Annotated in this window: 15 protein-coding genes; 3 read left to right on the top strand and 12 right to left on the bottom strand. The window is 33.4% G+C overall.

What is annotated here, in order from left to right:
- Positions 1-17: 17 nt before the first annotated feature.
- From IPI31_13975 to IPI31_13930, 10 genes are all read right to left on the bottom strand, one after another.
- Entirely contained in the window at positions 18-383 is a 366-nt protein-coding gene (locus IPI31_13975) for a hypothetical protein (GenBank protein ID MBK7568925.1), read from the bottom strand.
- Positions 384-493: 110 nt separating this feature from the next.
- Positions 494-904 carry a hypothetical protein gene (locus IPI31_13970; GenBank protein ID MBK7568924.1) on the bottom strand — a complete coding sequence of 137 codons (411 nt, stop codon included), beginning with the start codon at positions 902-904 and terminating at the stop codon, positions 494-496.
- Between the two features lie 26 nt (positions 905-930).
- Positions 931-1,650, bottom strand: a complete 720-nt coding sequence (locus tag IPI31_13965) for a hypothetical protein (protein ID MBK7568923.1) — start codon at positions 1,648-1,650, stop codon at positions 931-933.
- Between the two features lie 110 nt (positions 1,651-1,760).
- Complete coding sequence (locus tag IPI31_13960) at positions 1,761-4,748, bottom strand: type I restriction endonuclease subunit R (GenBank protein MBK7568922.1); 2,988 nt, start codon at positions 4,746-4,748, stop codon at positions 1,761-1,763.
- Between the two features lie 7 nt (positions 4,749-4,755).
- On the bottom strand, positions 4,756-6,486 hold the full coding sequence (locus IPI31_13955; protein ID MBK7568921.1) for a DUF262 domain-containing protein: 1,731 nt from the start codon (positions 6,484-6,486) through the stop codon (positions 4,756-4,758).
- A 1-nt stretch (position 6,487) separates the two neighbouring features.
- Positions 6,488-7,870 carry a DUF2971 domain-containing protein gene (locus tag IPI31_13950; GenBank protein MBK7568920.1) on the bottom strand — a complete coding sequence of 461 codons (1,383 nt, stop codon included), beginning with the start codon at positions 7,868-7,870 and terminating at the stop codon, positions 6,488-6,490.
- Positions 7,860-9,143, bottom strand: coding sequence for a restriction endonuclease subunit S (locus tag IPI31_13945; protein MBK7568919.1), 1,284 nt, complete (start codon positions 9,141-9,143; stop codon positions 7,860-7,862). Before IPI31_13945 ends, IPI31_13950 begins: the two co-directional genes overlap by 11 nt.
- The gene (locus tag IPI31_13940; protein MBK7568918.1) at positions 9,140-11,281 is read right to left on the bottom strand and encodes an SAM-dependent DNA methyltransferase; all 2,142 of its coding nucleotides are present in this window, start codon (positions 11,279-11,281) and stop codon (positions 9,140-9,142) included. Before IPI31_13940 ends, IPI31_13945 begins: the two co-directional genes overlap by 4 nt.
- A gap of 184 nt (positions 11,282-11,465) precedes the next feature.
- Positions 11,466-12,458 (bottom strand): serine protease, encoded by a 993-nt coding sequence (locus tag IPI31_13935; protein MBK7568917.1) that lies wholly within the window; start codon positions 12,456-12,458, stop codon positions 11,466-11,468.
- Positions 12,459-12,587: 129 nt separating this feature from the next.
- Positions 12,588-13,622, bottom strand: a complete 1,035-nt coding sequence (locus tag IPI31_13930) for a DUF3987 domain-containing protein (protein ID MBK7568916.1) — start codon at positions 13,620-13,622, stop codon at positions 12,588-12,590.
- A 130-nt stretch (positions 13,623-13,752) separates the two neighbouring features.
- Here IPI31_13930 and IPI31_13925 point away from each other — a divergent pair, with 130 nt between their 5' ends.
- The 3 genes from IPI31_13925 to IPI31_13915 are packed head-to-tail and all read left to right on the top strand — an operon-like array spanning position 13,753 to position 15,829.
- Positions 13,753-14,196, top strand: coding sequence for a hypothetical protein (locus tag IPI31_13925; protein MBK7568915.1), 444 nt, complete (start codon positions 13,753-13,755; stop codon positions 14,194-14,196).
- Between the two features lie 59 nt (positions 14,197-14,255).
- Positions 14,256-14,873, top strand: a complete 618-nt coding sequence (locus tag IPI31_13920) for a hypothetical protein (GenBank protein MBK7568914.1) — start codon at positions 14,256-14,258, stop codon at positions 14,871-14,873.
- A gap of 29 nt (positions 14,874-14,902) precedes the next feature.
- The gene (locus tag IPI31_13915) at positions 14,903-15,829 is read left to right on the top strand and encodes a hypothetical protein (protein MBK7568913.1); all 927 of its coding nucleotides are present in this window, start codon (positions 14,903-14,905) and stop codon (positions 15,827-15,829) included.
- An 88-nt stretch (positions 15,830-15,917) separates the two neighbouring features.
- Here IPI31_13915 and IPI31_13910 read toward each other — a convergent pair whose 3' ends face one another.
- A complete protein-coding gene (locus IPI31_13910) occupies positions 15,918-16,859 on the bottom strand; it encodes a hypothetical protein (GenBank protein ID MBK7568912.1) in 942 nt (313 codons plus the stop codon).
- A 61-nt stretch (positions 16,860-16,920) separates the two neighbouring features.
- Positions 16,921-17,766 (bottom strand): agmatine deiminase family protein, encoded by an 846-nt coding sequence (locus IPI31_13905; protein MBK7568911.1) that lies wholly within the window; start codon positions 17,764-17,766, stop codon positions 16,921-16,923.
- Positions 17,767-17,776: the final 10 nt, after the last annotated feature.

Genomic DNA, 17,776 nt, shown 5'->3' with positions numbered 1-17,776 from the left:
AGATTGTTGTTATTTTCTCAATTCGTAAACTCAATAATCGTAGCACTATAGGTCACAATAACCCTCACATCATTTTGAATCAAATCAACCGCAACATTTGTTACCGTTCTGCTGCCGGTTAGTTCTACACCGGCTAATTTTGCATTTTCCAACATTTGTTTGCGCGCCTGACTAATTATGCCTTCGACATTTGTTTTATCTCGGCTTAGCTTTTTCTCCGTAATAGTTCCGCTGAATGTGCCTAAAGTTTTGAAGTTATTCCTTTCAAGTATTACTTCGGTTTGGGTATTGTTTCCCATTATTCCGGTATAGGTGTAAATTGTTCTGGAGCATGATGCAAAGAATAGAGAGCAAATAAGAATGGTAAGTTGTGGTTTTCGCATAAAAGTTTGTTTAAGTTTAAAAGTATTTAAGATTTTCGAAAATGTAAATTTACTGTATTAAAATTTGTAATATTCTCTGGTTTGCCACTAGACCAAGTGACTTATTGCCCTTATTTATAATCTTCCAATTCGTCTTTCAAATCATCAACTTGTTCCTCTAGGTTGTAAATATCTGATTCCAGATCATCGATCTCTGATTTATAATCATCAATTTGATCCTCCAAATCCTCATTGTTAGATTGAAGGTCACTATTGTCCCATTCAAGATCGCTTTTGTCAGATTCAAGCCAATCTGCGTCAAAACCAAGTGACTCTAACTCATCTTGACATTCCTCAAGATTTGATTCTAATTCTTCGATCTTATCGTTGGCCTCAGTAATTTCATCTTGAAGCGTTGAATTTTCATCTTCAAGATATAATATCTCCGTTTTTAAGTTTTTGATTTTATCATAGCCAACCCCTCCTAAGGTAATGCATGATAAAAATAAAAAAACTGTAACAATTAATAGTAGTTTGTTCATTAATATAAATTTTAAAATATGTCAAATTAATTGATACCCGTGCTTTCCCCAGTTATTGCACCTCGATGATCCCTCATAATTCCTTCAATGCTCATATTTGGTTGTTGAATAATCCAGAAATCATAACTCAACCAATTTTCTTTTGTGACAGATTCAAATTCTCTTAATATAACCAAAGATTTTGGTGATGAATTTATAAAGTATTTCCAAACTAAATAAGGTGGACTTTGATGTTCATTTAATGTATTAAATGGTTCTTTCAACTCCAAAAAATTTTCAACAACCCACCACGTATATAATTGCGCTAGCCCTTCATGAACGCCAACCGTTGCTTTGTTGTATTTATCTAATTCCCAATCTTTTTTCTTATAAGCCAATTTGTGAGAAATCCAGTGGCCGATTTCATGCAATAGAACTATTTGTTGTAGCAACTCATTTTTGATTTTTAAATCTTCTGCGGCGTCTTTTATGCGGTTTGTAAACAAAATAATTTTCTCATCTTCAGGGCAATACAATCCCAGTAAATCGATGCAATATTTATTAATTTCATCTTTTTTAATATCATCTATAGATTTTCTCAATATATCTTTTCCAGATAATTTGCTTACAGCTTCAATATTTATAAGCTCATCTGAAATAAATATTCCAGGAAGTTCTCTTTTTTCAAATTGGTGATAATAAAATATTGAAAGTTGGATTTCTGCTAGAACTCTTTCTTGATAGGTGAGCGCGTATGAAGTCTCCATATTTTAATAGTCTTGGTTAATTATTTAATTATTTGTAATCAAATCCGTTTTGTAATTCATCGGAAGAATGGTAAACTAATAGATTTACAAATAAAGGATAACCTATGGCTTCATTCCTCCGCCGCAACCGAAAAATCATCATTTTTTATCGAATGAATTTTTATATTAGAGTCTTTGAGGTCTTGCATTAGTAAATGAAAAAATTGACCAACAACATAATTTGCCAACCCTTTATCTTTGGACAACCGGTTCATGAACTCAATAGGAGGTTCAGCGTTTTTAAGTAATGCCTTATCAATACTTTCCCTCAATTTCATTCTTTTGACATCCTCGATGTTGTTGGCCCGTAAACTCGCCATTAATGCCTCATCTGTTTTGAGTGAGGCATACATTTCTTTAACTACCTTATCATCATCACCTAAATCAATAGCATAGGTATCATTAATTTCTTGCACGATTTTTTCTAATACTTCTATTGTTTCCGGCGGTTTGATTCTATGGCCATCGCTTTGAATATTTTCAAGTGTTGCATCTATCGGGTTAAGCATGATACTTCCATTTTCTTCCTCCTGAATTTTGAATTTTTCCATATCAACCATTTGTATAACCTCTAATGGCAATGATTCTTTTTCGTACGGTAGGTATTTGAAGAGTAATTTTGTAAACAAATAGAACTTTTCAAGATCGGTGTCAATAAATGTGATTATTTGGGAAATAAAGGAATATTGCCGGACGTATTTATTTAAGTCTTTTCTAAATTTGTCCTTATCATCCACTGAAAGTATAACATACTTTTCATCAACTATCTTTTGAAAAAAGGGCGAAAGCACCTCTGATTTCACCTTCTTACGAATAAACATTTCAATAAAATGTGTTACTTCATCTTTTGTAAATACATCGGCCTTTTCAATTTCATATTTTAAATTGTATAACTTTTGTTTGTTGGTTTCTTTATCGAGGATAGTTGTTTGGTAATAATCTTGGAAATCCTTTTGAATATCCTCATGTGCATTTACAAAGTCAATTATAAAAGTGTCCTGCTTACCTTTTATGGTTCTGTTTAATCTGCTTAAAGTTTGAACTGTTGCAACACCGCCTAATGCTTTATCAACATACATGGTATGCAGAAGTGGCTGATCAAAACCTGTTTGAAATTTATTAGCGACTATTAATATTTTATAGCCGGGTTTTTTAAATTCTTCTGCTATGTCTTTTACATTAGGCCCATTCATGTTTTCTTCGGAGTATTTGTCAAGCGCAATTTCAACCTTTCCGGAGAACGCCACAAGCGTTTGTATATTTAGGCCCATCTCTGTTATTATTTTATCAAATTCAATTTTGTATAGCACTGCATGGGCTCTCGAACTTGTTACCACCATAGCTTTGGCTTTTCCACCAATTTTATGAATGGTTTTTTCCATAAAATGATTTAACATAATATGACTTTTAGAGGAAATCGCAAACGGGTGTTTATTAACCTCTTTCAAAAGTAGGCGCTTGGCTTTTAGCTTCTCAAATTTTTTCTCATCTTCTGCGTTTTCATTTTCTACCAATTCAAAATAAGAACTTTTTGTAATGTAATTATCTAATACATTTAAAATAAAGCCTTCTTCAATGGCTTGGCGCATAGTGTATTCGTGGAAAGCCCTGAAATTAGCTTTCCGGGTTTTATCAGGAATGCCAAATAATTCTAGCGTTTTTTGTTTTGGCGTAGCAGTAAAGGCAAAGAATGAAAGATGCTTCAATTTTTGACGACTTGCCATGATTTTCTCCAATTCAACCTCAACGGTATCTTTAGGTTCGGCGTTTTCATCATCATGGCCAATGATTTCTTTCAGGGCTTCATCAGTTGTAAGGCTTAATTTTAAATCCTTCACATTTTCACCGCTTTGACTGCTGTGGGCTTCATCTACAATAATTGCAAAGCGCCGACCTTTTAACTTGGCTATATCGCCAATGTAGCCAAATTTTTGAAGTGTACTGATTATTATTTTATCACCTTCTGTTAACGCTTTAATTAATTGTTTACTTCCTTTAGTAATGGTTCTAACTGTTCCGTTTATCTTCTCAAATTGTTTAATTTGTTTTTGCAATTGCTTATCTAAAACGATCCGGTCTGTAATCACTATGATACTATCGAAAATCGGCTCCTGATTTCCTCCGAATAAATTTGATAATTGATGAGCCAACCATGCAATAGTTTTACTTTTTCCACTACCTGCACTGTGTTGAATAAGGTAATTTTCACCTGCCCCTTTTTGCTTTACATCTGCTAATAGCTCCCGAACACAATCTCTTTGGTGGTAGCGGGGGAATATTGTAGTCTTCTCCTTTGTTTTGTCATCTTCTTCATAAAAAATGTAGTTGTTAAGTATTTCTAACAGGCTATCCGCTTGTAGCACTTCCTCCCACAAATAACTACTTGCGAACTTGTTTTCTATTATTGGGTTTTTAGTATCTCGGTTGAAAGGTAGAAAGCGAGTATTGCCGTTTTCTAATTTTGTAGTCATCAGAGCGGTGTTGTTATCTACTGCAAAATGAACCATGCAGCTTTTTAGAAAAGGATCTTTGGGGTCTCTCCGTTTGCTATATTGTTCTACAGCATGAGTTACGTTTTGTCCGGTAAATTCATTTTTTAGTTCTAACGTGATGATGGGAATACCGTTTATGCTGATGACCAAATCTAAACTATTATCCGGCAGGGCGGTGCTGTAATGAACCTGACGAACGATTGAGAAGCGATTGGCTTCATATTTTTTTAAATGCTCCGGGTTTAAGCCTGAGGATGGTTTAAATGCAACGAGTTTAATGGTCGCGCCTTGTAATACGAAGCCCTCACGAATTAAATTAAGTATCCCTCTTTTATCCCTAAGTTTCGCAAATTCATTGGCAACTGCTTCAATGGCATTGGTTGGAAATTCTTTTTCCAATTTTTTCCAAATATCCGGCTGTGTATCTATTATAAATTGCTCCAATAGTGACATATCAAGCACATGCTCTAGATTAAAGTCGGTGCTTTTGCGTATACTATATAGATTACTTGATGAAAGGTATTCGAATACCGTATCTTCAAAATGTATTTCTCTTGTGCCGCTCATATTAGCATTAAATTAATTTGTTAATTTTTTCAAATATTAACTTTCTTCTTTCTTCAATAAATTCCTCAAATTTATCCGTATACCAATTTTCTTTATTAACAGGGATGCTATGCAATTCTAAATATTCATTTAATTTTTTTTCATTAGTTCCAAAGGCATCTTTTAGCCAATCACCAAATTCCTCTGCTTGTTTTGACCTGTTATCGGAAAAATACAAGTATTGAAAATTTCCTAACAGGTTTATTTTATTCCATTCAATACCTTTGCTAACAAGAATCGACTTTGGATGAATATGGTCCACATCATTCTGCCTAAAGTTCGTAGGTTTACCATAAAGTAGAAAGATAACAAGGCTTCTATCGTACCAATTTAGCCAATCCCATGTTTCATTAATCTTGTCATCAAAATCATGCAGTGGATGACTCTTATAAAGGTCAAAGATTTGGTTTGTAGGGAATGTTTTACCCTTATTTTTCTTCAAAACTTGCAATATCTTTTTCCTGCCAGTTGTATTTGGATTCCATCCATTCCCTCTTTGAAATGCATGGTTTAAAATTGATAAAATAAACCACTTTCTGATTGGAACAAAATTTGGATTGAAGGTTTCGCTATTATCAAAATAACCGGATAAATTTTCTTCTGCAATTTGAGTAGTATGATATAGATGGTAAGCAATGAAAGGAAGCGGTATAGAACTTTGTTTACCTGAAATAAAGTATTCATATAAGTTTGCATGTTTTAGAAAGCATCTTGTGCCGTCAAGTGAGGCCTTTATTCTTTTTTCTTTTTGTGTAATAAAATCAGAGTCCGCCTGATCTATATCTGTAATATCTTTGGTGTGATCGTCTTGTAATAAGAAAACAAACTTTATGATCTCGTCTTGATTAAAGCCAATATCAGTATATTTATTTTTTACATCATTAAGGAACGCTTCGTTTTCAGCACTATATGCTTTTAGAACAGATCGCATCAACTCCAAGCCGCTAAGAATCGTGCCGCCTTGGTTTAACTTCTGAAAAAGATGAACAATATTCAACCGGTTTTGAATAATACTTTGATTTCTGTTAATAGGAACACCGCAAAGCCCAACTATAGGGTTGTTAAAGAATGCAACTTGTATTTTATATAAATTATCTTCAACTCGTTTCTTTTGTTCTGCCAACATATTTTCATCTAGTTCAAAGCAGAAATCATCACAAAAATTTTTGTGGTCGTATCCACCATCTTCGAACCTTGTATATAAATCTGAGACCTTATACCATAGTGGGTTAAGTTTCAATGTGCCATTATAATTATCTACCTGTTTCGGTAATTTCCCAATTTCTTTAGAAAATTCAAAATTATAGTTTCTATGTTCATGTTCACTGAATAAATCAACAAATAATGATTCATTGTTGTATTCACCTTTGATGCCAATATAAAATGCTGAAAGTCGTTGCTGACCATCTATTACATATGTAGTTTCCTCTTCAAGTTTAACTACTTTTTTTGACTCAATTATTTGGCCTTGCTGGTAATGACTTATAAATTTTCTAAACTCAAATAATGGTTCTCTAGCAGCTGGATCGACTACAGTCATTATGCCACCAAAGGATTCTCCCTTTAATACTGTTTCAAAAAGTGCTGTCATCTTTTCAGTTTCCCAAACCAATTCTCTTTGGATTACAGGTAAAACGATTCTACCGCTGCTAATTTCTTTAATAACTTCTTTGAGAGATATTGTATTCCACTTTGCCATACTATCTGTAGTTTTTTATTTTGCTGATTGACACAGAAAGTTTTGGAATATTGTATTCATCACCTTCTTGTTCTTTGTTGTTTATAGTTTTCTTTTTCTTTTTGCGTCTCAATTCTCTAATTATTTGCTCAAACTGCTTTTGATTGATTTCCTTTTCCGGGCATTTAGGACCAAGAACAATTTCGGTTAATTGAACTGGAAGCCCATCATCATTAAGTTTAAATTCAACATACGGGTTTAAAATGCTGTGGCTGCTAGTTAATAACCATCCTTTTTTCACGTCTTCGTCATGTAAAACAAAAAGCAAACGAACTTCAGCTTCTACGGTATAATCAAATGGTTTGAAAAAATGTCGCCAAGTTGTCAATGTTTTAAACTCAAAATCAATATTTAATTCGTCTTTTAAAGTAGCTATTATTTGTTTTATAAAATCTAATTCAGGATGGTTTCCATCTTTTTCGCCATAGCTTATTCTTTTAAGGACAAACTTGGTGTTAAGTAATTTTTCATCAACACTAAATACAAGGCACACGCCTTTTGAGTCGTCAGCATAAAGTCTCCATTGTGTCAAATCGTCTTCTTTTAGAGAGCATGAAGAGATAAATCTTCTGTTATATGCATCTATTGATTGCCAAGGGGCTTGAGTATAATCACGATTAGTTCCAGTGATATAATTCTCAGCATAATTTACTTCTGTCGTATCATTCATGCCTACAAGACAATTCATACGAAATGAATTGTAATTAAGCATTGAGTAAATTGTATTTAATGTTGTGTAACGATAGATTTTTGTAAGTTGTTTATCTTCTTTTAATAGCAGTCGAAATATTCTGTTTTCAATATTGTTTATATCAGTTGGATTTCTGAATGAAAAACTTTGATCTATTTCGTTAAAGTCAATTCCATTGGAAATTTGATTAAGTAGACCATCTAATTGCTCTTTTAAAAACTGAAAATTACTATTCGTGATTATGCCTTTTATTTTGTCTGCTATTTCTTGTTTTAGTTTATTTACATCAATTTCCTCTTTACTATTAAGGATTTCAACAAATTCATTAAAACTTACGGTCCCTTTAGTATTAGGATTCCTACGGTCTGTTATAATGAATGTTTCGCCATCACTTAAAATTACTAATCGTATGTTATTTTGAGAAGCGTATTTTTCAATTTTAGAATAATCGTATACATCAATAAATTGACGGCTCTTAAGTTCAATAATGGCTATTGTCCTATTTGATATTTCAATCGAGAAGTCATAAGGCACATTCCTTTTTATAGGCCTTGTTAACCTGATATCATAAGCCTTTTTACTTGTAATGAACTTTAAATTGAGTTCAGTAAAGCGTCTGTAAAAACTTTCTTCTAATTGTGAATCAAATCTCATACTGTTTTTGTTGCTTTTTTTGTTGCCATTCTCTCACATCTATTTTACCAGTTACTGCTTGGCTGATTAATGAAGTCCTATATTCCAGCATTAAATCTATTTGCTTTTGGTATTTGGAAATAAGGTTATCCATTTCTAATCTGAAATTATCGAGATAGGAAATGATTTGTTTTTGTTCTTCAAATGGTGGTAATGGAATACGATAACGTTCTACATTTTTTACATTTAAATTTCCTTGGCCACCTGCTACGACAGTTCCTTCGTGATTTAATTGGTAACAATATTCTGTATTGAAAAAGTAAACAATATATTCGCTTAATATTTCTTTATTAGGTCTAATATGTGTCAAACTCACATATACTGAAAATTCTAAATCAGTGTCAATTATACAAGCCTGCCCTATGCCTGCACCAACTCTTGTAACTAATACATCTCCCTTTTGTGGCTTTTTATATCTTATAAGTTGTTTGTGGAGTGCTGGTTTTATGTAATTAAACTTACTTAAGTCCATTGCAAATGGTCTGCAATTTTGTGCTGATAAAAATGCAATACCTTCACTTTCGTTAACATATTCTGGAGTAGCTGCTACACCACAGGTAAGAATAGAAGTCAGGCTTTTGAATTTTCGTATATCCCAATGTTCTGGTATTTCAGGAACATATTTTATATCAGTCTGTTTATATTTAGCCTTAGAATTAATACCTTTAGTAATTGCCTGATTAATTTTGAAATGCAACTGCTCCTTCAACAACACAATTTGATTTTGGCGGTTGGCAATAAAGCTATCTATTTGCCGTGTTTTGTAATCGAGAAAACGAACGATGGCGGTTTGTTCGGGTAGAGGTGAAAGAGGGAATTTAATTTCGTTTAGATCCCTTGCCGTCATACTTGGTATTGCAGAACCATATATGTAAAAATCAAAGTTAATTTGATTACATAAGTGATAAAATATAAGGGTATTAACCTTCTTTGAAATTTTGGTATAGTATGCAGTATCGACTGACCAAAAAGGCGTTTGCACAAGCCTTGGTTTGTCAACGGTTCCTTTTCTACCTAATAATACACTTGGCCCTTCAAATAAATATTGATTTGCATATCCAAAAATGCCACCAGAACCATATATAGGATATTTCCCATTTTCATCTAAAACATCTTTTTGGTCTTGACCATTATAGATTTTAGCTATGTATTTTAATTTAATAATTTTCCAATGTTCAGGAACATAGCCAATACCATCAATACCAGTTGCTTTATATTTCGGATACTTTCTCATTCGGCCACTTCTTTTATTTCAGCCAATAAATCTTCTGTTTGTTCTTCCAGTTCTTCAATATCCGCCATGATTAATTTCAAATCACGCAGGGGTTTGTATTCGTAAAAGAATTTGGTAAACGGTATTTCGTAGCCAATTTTATCCTTCTCTCTGTCCATCCATGCATCGGGGGCAAAGGGCAATACTTCCCTTTCAAAGTATTCGGTAATGTCTTCTTTCCATTTTATGCTTTCGCTATCACGTAGATCGGTGTCTTGCATTGGTTTTTCTGCCCAGTCGCATACACGCCCTTTTTGCTTAGGTACATCAAATGGGTCTGCAAAAACCACTTCGGATTCTTCGTCCTTTTCTCCCAAAGTATCTCTATACATTTTTAGCAATGGTTTGCCGGGTTGGCTTCCAAAAGTTTTTTCAAATACAGCAAAAAATTTGGCATCGTTCATTTCTCTTGGATTGCCCTTTAGCGTATTTAATGCTTTTAGTATTTTTTCTTGTATGGCTTTGCCCTTGGCAATATCGGCTTCGGCAGCAGCTTTGTCTTTCTTTTTGGTTGTGGTAAATTCCTTAAACTTAGGGTGTTCTTTTAAGGCTTCAATTTTTTCTTTAGTAATTTCATAGGCCAAACGCAATGGTCGTTCTACAGTTACTTTGGTGTATTTAAAATCGGTAACATCGTAAATCTTGCTTATTTCAACAGTGCGTTCAATTTTTTTGTCCGTTTTGTAAGGATCATCTTCGACAACTTTAATATTAAAATTTTTATAGTCTTTATAAATATCGGTTATAAGGCTAATGCCGCTTTCACTTATTTCGTATTGCTTTTTACCTAATGCTTTTATTTTTTTTGTAAAGCGAGGGTGTATGGCATTTATCAGTTGCACTTTGCCTTTGCGGCTGGCGGGTTTTTTATTGTTCAATATCCATACGTAAGATCCAATGCCTGTGCCATAAAACAAATCTTTTGGCATGGCTACAATGCAATCCAACAAATCGTGTGGGTCGTCCATTATCCAACCTCTTATGTTACTCCAACCACCGCCTGCATCGCCATTAAACAGCGGAGAACCATTAAACACTATACCAATAGTGCTGCCTTGAGGGTTCATTTTGCTAATCATGTGTTGTAGAAACAAAAACGAACCATCGCTTACATCGGGAGTGCCTGCACCAAAGCGTCCACTAAAACCTTTTTCTTCGGCTTCGTTTTCTACAAACTCACGCATGTTTTTCCAATCGTCACCAAATGGCGGATTAGTAAGCATGTAGTTAAAAGTTTTGCCAATCAAGCGGTCTTTAGTAATGGTATTGCCGTGCTTAATGTTTTCGGCATCTTCGCCTTTTATTAGCAAATCAGATTTGGCAATCGCATAAGTTTTTTCGTTTATTTCTTGTCCATAAACCCAAACATCTAAGTTTTTATTTATGGTTTCCTGCAAATAATCTTTCGCGGTGGTTAACATTCCACCGGTTCCGCAACATGGGTCGTAAATATTTATACCTGCACCTGCTTTTTGTAGTTTTTCCGTTTCATTGGCAAACACTAGGTTCACCATCAATCGCACAATTTCTCGAGGGGTAAAATACTGCCCTGCTTTTTCGTTGCTTGTTTCTTTTGATTTGCGAATCAAAATTTCAAAGATGGTTCCCATCGCATGGTTGTTCACTTTATCGGGATGTAAATCAATTTTGGGAGAAACAAATTCTTTGGTAACAATAAGCAGTAAGCCTTTACGTAATAGGGTTTCGTAAATAGGGGATAGGCCTTTTTCGGGACCACCGCTGAAGTTTAAAAGAATGTCTTTGATGTTTTCACTAAAACCATTGAGGTATGAATTAAAGTTCTCGCCAATGTTGTTGATGTCTTTTGTAAGCCCTAGCAAAGTAAAATCGGACTTGTTATAAAAGTTTTGTCCGGCTGCTTTTTTCAATAACTGGTCAAGCACTTCGGGAGAAGCAGTGTCTTTGAATTTTTCATTGGCTTTTAAAACCGCTTCGTGTGTGCCTTCCAATACGCAGTCGATACGTCTTAACAGTGTAAAGGGGAGGATGACTTCTTCATAATCTTTTTCGGCATACTCATCCCGGATATGTTCTTTGATGTTCCAAATGAACTCGGATATTTCGTTGTGGTTTTGCATGTATTATTAAATTTATCATTGTGTTATTTTCAATTCGGAAATTTTGTTCTTTCAAAATAATTGCTGAAGATTTTATTTCTATTCTCAATGAATAGATTTTTCATTATTTATTTCTCGTGTTAATAAAATCTTAACATATAAAATTTAAACGGATAGATTATTATGGATATTTTTTTGATTTTTATTATTCATTTATTTTAAAATCTAAAACTCTTGCTTTTATAAATGAACAAGAACTTGCATGAAATTCAACGCCTCCACTTCCATAAACAAAAGATTTGGCTAAATATGGTTCTATTCCACAGTTCAAAACATTATTACAGTCATACCGAGATGTTTGAACATAATCTACAACAGTTCCTGTTTCATCATAGATTAAAAATAAAATTACGACATTGCTAATTTTATTAGAGAGATTATTTTTTATGGAAAAAGCAATATAATGACCATACTCCACTGAAATATCCCTAATCGAAACACCTTCTTTTATATCAGTATTAACACTTGTTTTAGGTTTTAATTCTACTTTAACTGTAGAGAGGGCAGTGAGTGAGCCCATTTTTGTTTTCAATATCAATAAATATTTTACTGGAATTGCGAAGTTTAAATTTTGTCCTTCCGTAAAACTTGCAAAGGCAATCCCAACTACTTGGGCGTTGGAATTTAATACAGGGCCTCCACTGCTACCTGGTGAAATTGGTGCTGTTATTTGCAAAACCTCATCCGCTATCATTTTGCGAATACCACTTATAATTCCTTCAGAAAATGTTCCATTTAACCCTTTAGGATTGCCTACGGCATAAATTTTCTCTCCAATGTTTGGTAAGGAATCGTTACCTAATGTAACTTTAGTTCCCGAGAGACCGGATACTTTTAAAATCACTAAATCGTTGGTTTTGTCAATCGCAACATATCCGCTAACAGTATATTTTTTCTCCTCTCCATTTTTTAAAATATATGCTGAATTACATCCCTCAATAACGTGAACGTTTGTTACAATTAGTTCGTCATCTATTATAAATCCAGAGCCATAGCCAAGTGGCTGGGCAATCTGGTCTAAAGCAACAATCGAAACTGTTGAATTGATTGCAGATTTTGCGATTTCAGTAGCTGTTTGCGCAAAGGTTTGATGAGCTGTAAAAAATATTGATAAAAAAAAGAGTTTAAATTTTGTCATTGCACTTAACTGTTTTAGGATTCTACGGGAATATATTAATTTGCGAATTTATGAAATCTCCACATCTTAATTCAGGTTTGGCACAAATTAGGTATCTCTCCATGCCAACTATGCCATCCATGCCACCTTTCATCCCGGCATACTTGGCATGGTTGGCATCAGTAACTTCCTATAATTTCCGATTTTTCCCTTTTCAACCAGTTTGATATCACAAAATTCCTTAAGGTATTTCCTTACCGTCCTGTTTTCCAAATTAAATTCTTTAGCTATTGAATAGGCTTCTTTACTTGTAAACCAAATGACAGGTAATCTATCGTAAAACCTTTGTTTCATGGGGTTTAGAGTATTTGAAACCTTTGAAAGATTGCTGTAAACCAATTTTGAGTGTTTCAGGAATATTTCAAATAATTCTTGTGCCGTATTAAAATCAGTCACGGAGCAAAGCAATTCGCAGGTTTTGTTTTTTTCTTCGTAATTCCTGATGCAGGTCAGAATCATAGCCATTCTGAACCAAATTACCCCCAATCTTTTAACTACACTGGTCGCGTCTTCATCAAACAAGGCATGAACCTCCTTAAGGCGTTGCTCACATAATTTATTTAGTTGGTTCCATTGATCGGCATTAAGGTCAAATCCAGTGGGGTTTTGATTATAATAATCATAAATATCTTTTAGCTTTCTTCCCATTTGCTTGTAATGTTGGGTTAGGTTGGTTTTATTGCCTTCGGGTGAAACATCAATCCATTCCGGTTTTCCTGCGAAAGCATAAAACAATATTCTACTCAGTAAACCATCCTCAGCTGATTTAATGATTCCGTTTACCTGTGATGGCGTTCCAGATAAAAGAACGCTTAAACGTGGCTCGGGAACCTCTGAAAACTGCATTTCAGCCCTTCTAAGGCAACTTATCGCTTCGTGATGCCATGCTTTCCTCAACATTTCAGAATAATTCCCCCAATCTTGTTTAAGTGCGTTTCCGGCTGCATCGGCTTCGGTATTAAATATAATTCCGGTGCCATCGTTTTGTTCTAATTGAGAAAGCATTGCAGAAGCACTGCTTTTGGCGGGTATAAATAAAATTATATACTTGGGTTTGATTGGCTCGGGTATATCCGTGATAGGTGGTCGATTAAGGAAAGTAAGGTAAAAAATAAATATTTTCATATCTTAGAGCTGAAAACCACACCTTACTGCATTACATTTCAAATCGGATATCATTTTTCGTTATAAACTGTATGTTGTTGCGTGGTCTTTGAATGTAAATCGAAATTTCTTAACCACTTAAACTGCATGTATGAAATTTTCAATCACTATTTTAATGTTATGCATTCTCACTAACTCAATTGCACAAGTTTCAACTAATGAAGACAACCCCAGTAACATTACACTTATTCAACATGATAAAAATCCCGGAGTCTCTTTTTTACTTTCAGCCTTGGTTCCAGGTACAGGTCAAATGTATAATGGTCAGGTAAAAACAGGTTTAATCATCTTTTTTACCGAGGCGATTTTAGCAGGATTTATTCAATACCATCTAAATGATGATGAATTAAATGATAACCTCGACCTGGTTATGGGTTTGGCTTTTTCAGGTGTTTACATTGGCTCAATTATTAACGCTCCGTTGTACGCCATGAAATGGAATAAAAGAAATGGATTTCTAACAAGCAATAACTTGAAATTTGATTTCGGTGTCAACCCATTATCAAAATCAATTGGAATAAGACTATATTATTAAAAAATTATTTATTAAAACGGAATAATTCAATCACTTTTAGTTTAAATAGAAAAAATATTATGAAAAAAGTAACATTTTTTATTTATTTAATTTCAATTTCTCTCTTTGGCTCTTCACAAACAACCAGTAATAGTCAGTATAATGATATTCTTACCTTGCAAACCGGTGAAGATATAAAATGTAAAGTATTGGAAGTCGGAGTTTATGAAATCAAGTATCAAAAGGAAGGCATTGCCCCAATTTATTCAGTTTTGAAATCGGATGTGTTTTCAATAACTTATCCCAACGGCAGTAAGGATGTATTTACAAATATTGAAGAGGAGGAAGAAATATTTGAGGAGGAAGAGGATTTAGGTAATTTATATTTAGAGGGACAACAGGACGCAATGAAATATTATCATGGTAAAAATTGTGGATCAGGAGGTACCGTATTTACAACAATTTTAATCTCACCTTTATTTGGTTTAATACCTGCAGTTGTATGTTCATCTACAGAACCATCTTTAGAAAATTTAAATATCCCGGAACAGGATCCCATTATAGGAGAAAATCAAGATTATTTAAATGGATATACAGACCAAGCACTAGATATTAAGAAACGAAAAATATGGATAAATTATGGTATAAGCGCTGGGGTGAGCATTATTTTATATTCTCTTTTGTTTAGTACACTTTAATTAATAGTTGTTAATAATCTGGAACCTATATGAATGAATCTGCAGATACAATTAAATATCTTATTAAGCAATTTATTGATGAAGTTGCTGATAATACTATAATTTTAGCTGATGGCAAAAAGAATGTAGGATCAAGGGTAAATAAATTTGTTTTTGACTTAGAAAGTTTTTTTATTAAATTAAGAAGGGAATATAAATTAAACGACCGCATAGATACATCTATTCTTTCCAACAGCATTTTACAGAATTTCAGCAGTATTGCCGCGAAAGATGCATATCGTGCAGTTGATTACCAGTTTAATTTCCTTCAGCTTTTGGCTCGTGAATATCTGCCGGAATTAGACTTGTTTAAATTGATAGACATATTTATCGAAAAATTTAAGTCTGAATTTACTCTTGCAGATATAGTTGTTACGGCATCAGGAGCTACGAGATGTAAAACTAATTTGCGATTCGCTCTAAACGATTTAAGGGATTTAGGCTTCGTAATAAGTAAAGATGTTAATGAAAAACGGTCGTTTTCACCTTCCATTATGGGGTTAGTTGTTCTACTTAACATTAGAATATATGAAAATGATTTTTCCACCATGCCGGGATATAAAAATTATAATTCTTTGTCACCAATCTCGTCTTTTGGTAGGTCACTTCCTTCATTTTATTCCTATGACCCTATTTTAATCGCATCACTAAATCGACTTGAAACTGCGGATCATTTATATGATTATCTGCATAAGCACGAGAGGGTATCTTTAAATTCGGAAGAAAAAAAAGTGTTAAATGAAATTATAGCTATTTATCTTGAATTTATAAATGAAAATCTAGAAATTACTTATTCTGGAATAAAGGCTGGCAACTCATTTAAGGAAAAAACTAAAGTGTTTCAAAAAAAAATATTTTCTTATGAATTAAATAATTCAAAGTTTCATAGTATGTTATTTAAACATTTTCGAAATTGAATATTACCTTATCCTTAATATAAACGAAACACACCACAAAATCGATTTCATCAGAGATATTCACGGCCATGCCGACGAGTTGAGTAAACTACTCTAAGGACTGGACTGTTGTCGTGTATGGATTTTCCTTATTATATGCACTTTTTAATTCATCCTCAGAATGGTAATTTAATGAAGGATTTTTTCTAAAAATATAGTTAAGATTAGCATCAATCGAATTAATGAAAGTTATTTTCATATTACAAGAAGCCATACGTTCTTTTAAGATTTCAAGTGTAATGCTTGAGCCCGAAGTTTTTCCGGCTAGGGAAAATTTGGTTATTGCTTCAAAAATTTCCATATATTTAATCATATCCTCAGTGGTGGCAAATGTTTCTTTATCCTCAAATTGCGGCTTAAATGCACTCTCGTTTATATCCCAATAAATAAATCTTAAATTATGTTTATTTTGGCCAAAAAATTCTTTACAACCATTCTTAATTGACCATTGTGTCGGCAAATCCTTTAACTGGGTTTTAATATCTTGCTTTTTTTGACTACTAAGGAAAGGATCAGCTAATAAAAAAAATTCTCTGTTGTGAAGATAAAATATGTATTTCTCAAAATTGCTATCAATTTTTTTTAACCATTCGTTTTCTTGTTTTAAATTAGGTCTGCGTGTTTCACATGTATATAATGGAAAATTAGGATCTTTGTAAAATGGAACCATCCCGTTTAAACCAAGAAAATAGTTAGTTGTCAGTCGCCTGTAAGTACTTTTTGGGGAATAAATTTTTGAAACATGACTCCTAACTCTTTCAATAACAGTGTCTTTTCCTGCCATCCCAACATAATAGGGAATAAACCATTTTGGCTTATTGGGGTGTAAAAAGCCCATAATATAAACCCCAGCACATTTGCCATTTATTATAGGCTGGTTGTTGAGGGTCTCGCCATGGTAAAATTCGGTATCTATAATAAAGTCTTTATCTTTGTTTAATATTAATAGAGGTGTAAACGGCATTGTGTCAGTTATTTGAGTTGTTTTCATATTGATTTGATTTTAAATTTTCCCCTGTACATTATTTGAAATTTTGATTTTATACTTCCAACTATATCCATCCCTTCACATTCCATGTCACACAATTCAAAATCCCACCTTCTTTTGCCACCTCATTACTTTCAATCGGGACTATATTCTCCCCTTTAAATACTTTCTCTAATATTCTTAGGGCAATATCATCTGAGTTGCGCTTAAAGATCGGAACAAATATAGCCTGCTTCATTTGCAAATAATTCAAATAAATACCTTCAGCGCTGGTAGATGGTTTGTTCTCATAGGGTTTATAAGGAAGTTCAATCCAATCGAGTCCTGCGTTGTATAGAGCCATTCTAAATGCTCGTTGAAATTCAGGTTTTTCTTTTGAGTAGTTGTTTATGAGAACAGTTTTATCATCAATGTATCGAACCATACCATCTGCGTGACCGGTTACATCATATTTATCCCAGGGAACGAAATAGAGTTTTTCAATTTCTAAAGTATCTTTTAATTGTTTTATTAATTCTTTTTCGCTTAGGTTAGCATTTTCTTTAAATACCTTGTCGCACATTATTACAGCATTGCCGTTTTGTGTAATATTTCCACCATCTACTACTAATGTTGATTTTTTCGGAATGAGCTTGATGGATTTGCAGATATTTTCGACATCAGAAATTGTTTTTAGTCCTGATTTAGATTGCAGATAATCAGGGTTGTATTCAAACTGTACAAATTTATTATCATTTATTTGAACAGGCATATAATCTATAATCCAAATATCGTTTGTTTCAGATAGAAACTGGTAAGGTATGTTATTTGCATCAAGTGCTGTTTCAAAACAGGTTAAAAAGTGAGCATATTTCTTCTTTTTTAAACTATCGGCTAAATAAAGAAAATTGGTTTCACTATCGTGTATCATAAGAATTGTG

It is taken from the genome of Bacteroidota bacterium (assembly GCA_016706865.1).
Classification (GTDB): Bacteria; Bacteroidota; Bacteroidia; order Chitinophagales; family BACL12; genus UBA7236.
Note: the sequence above shows the minus strand (reverse complement) of the source record. Positions and strands in the feature narration are given on the sequence as shown.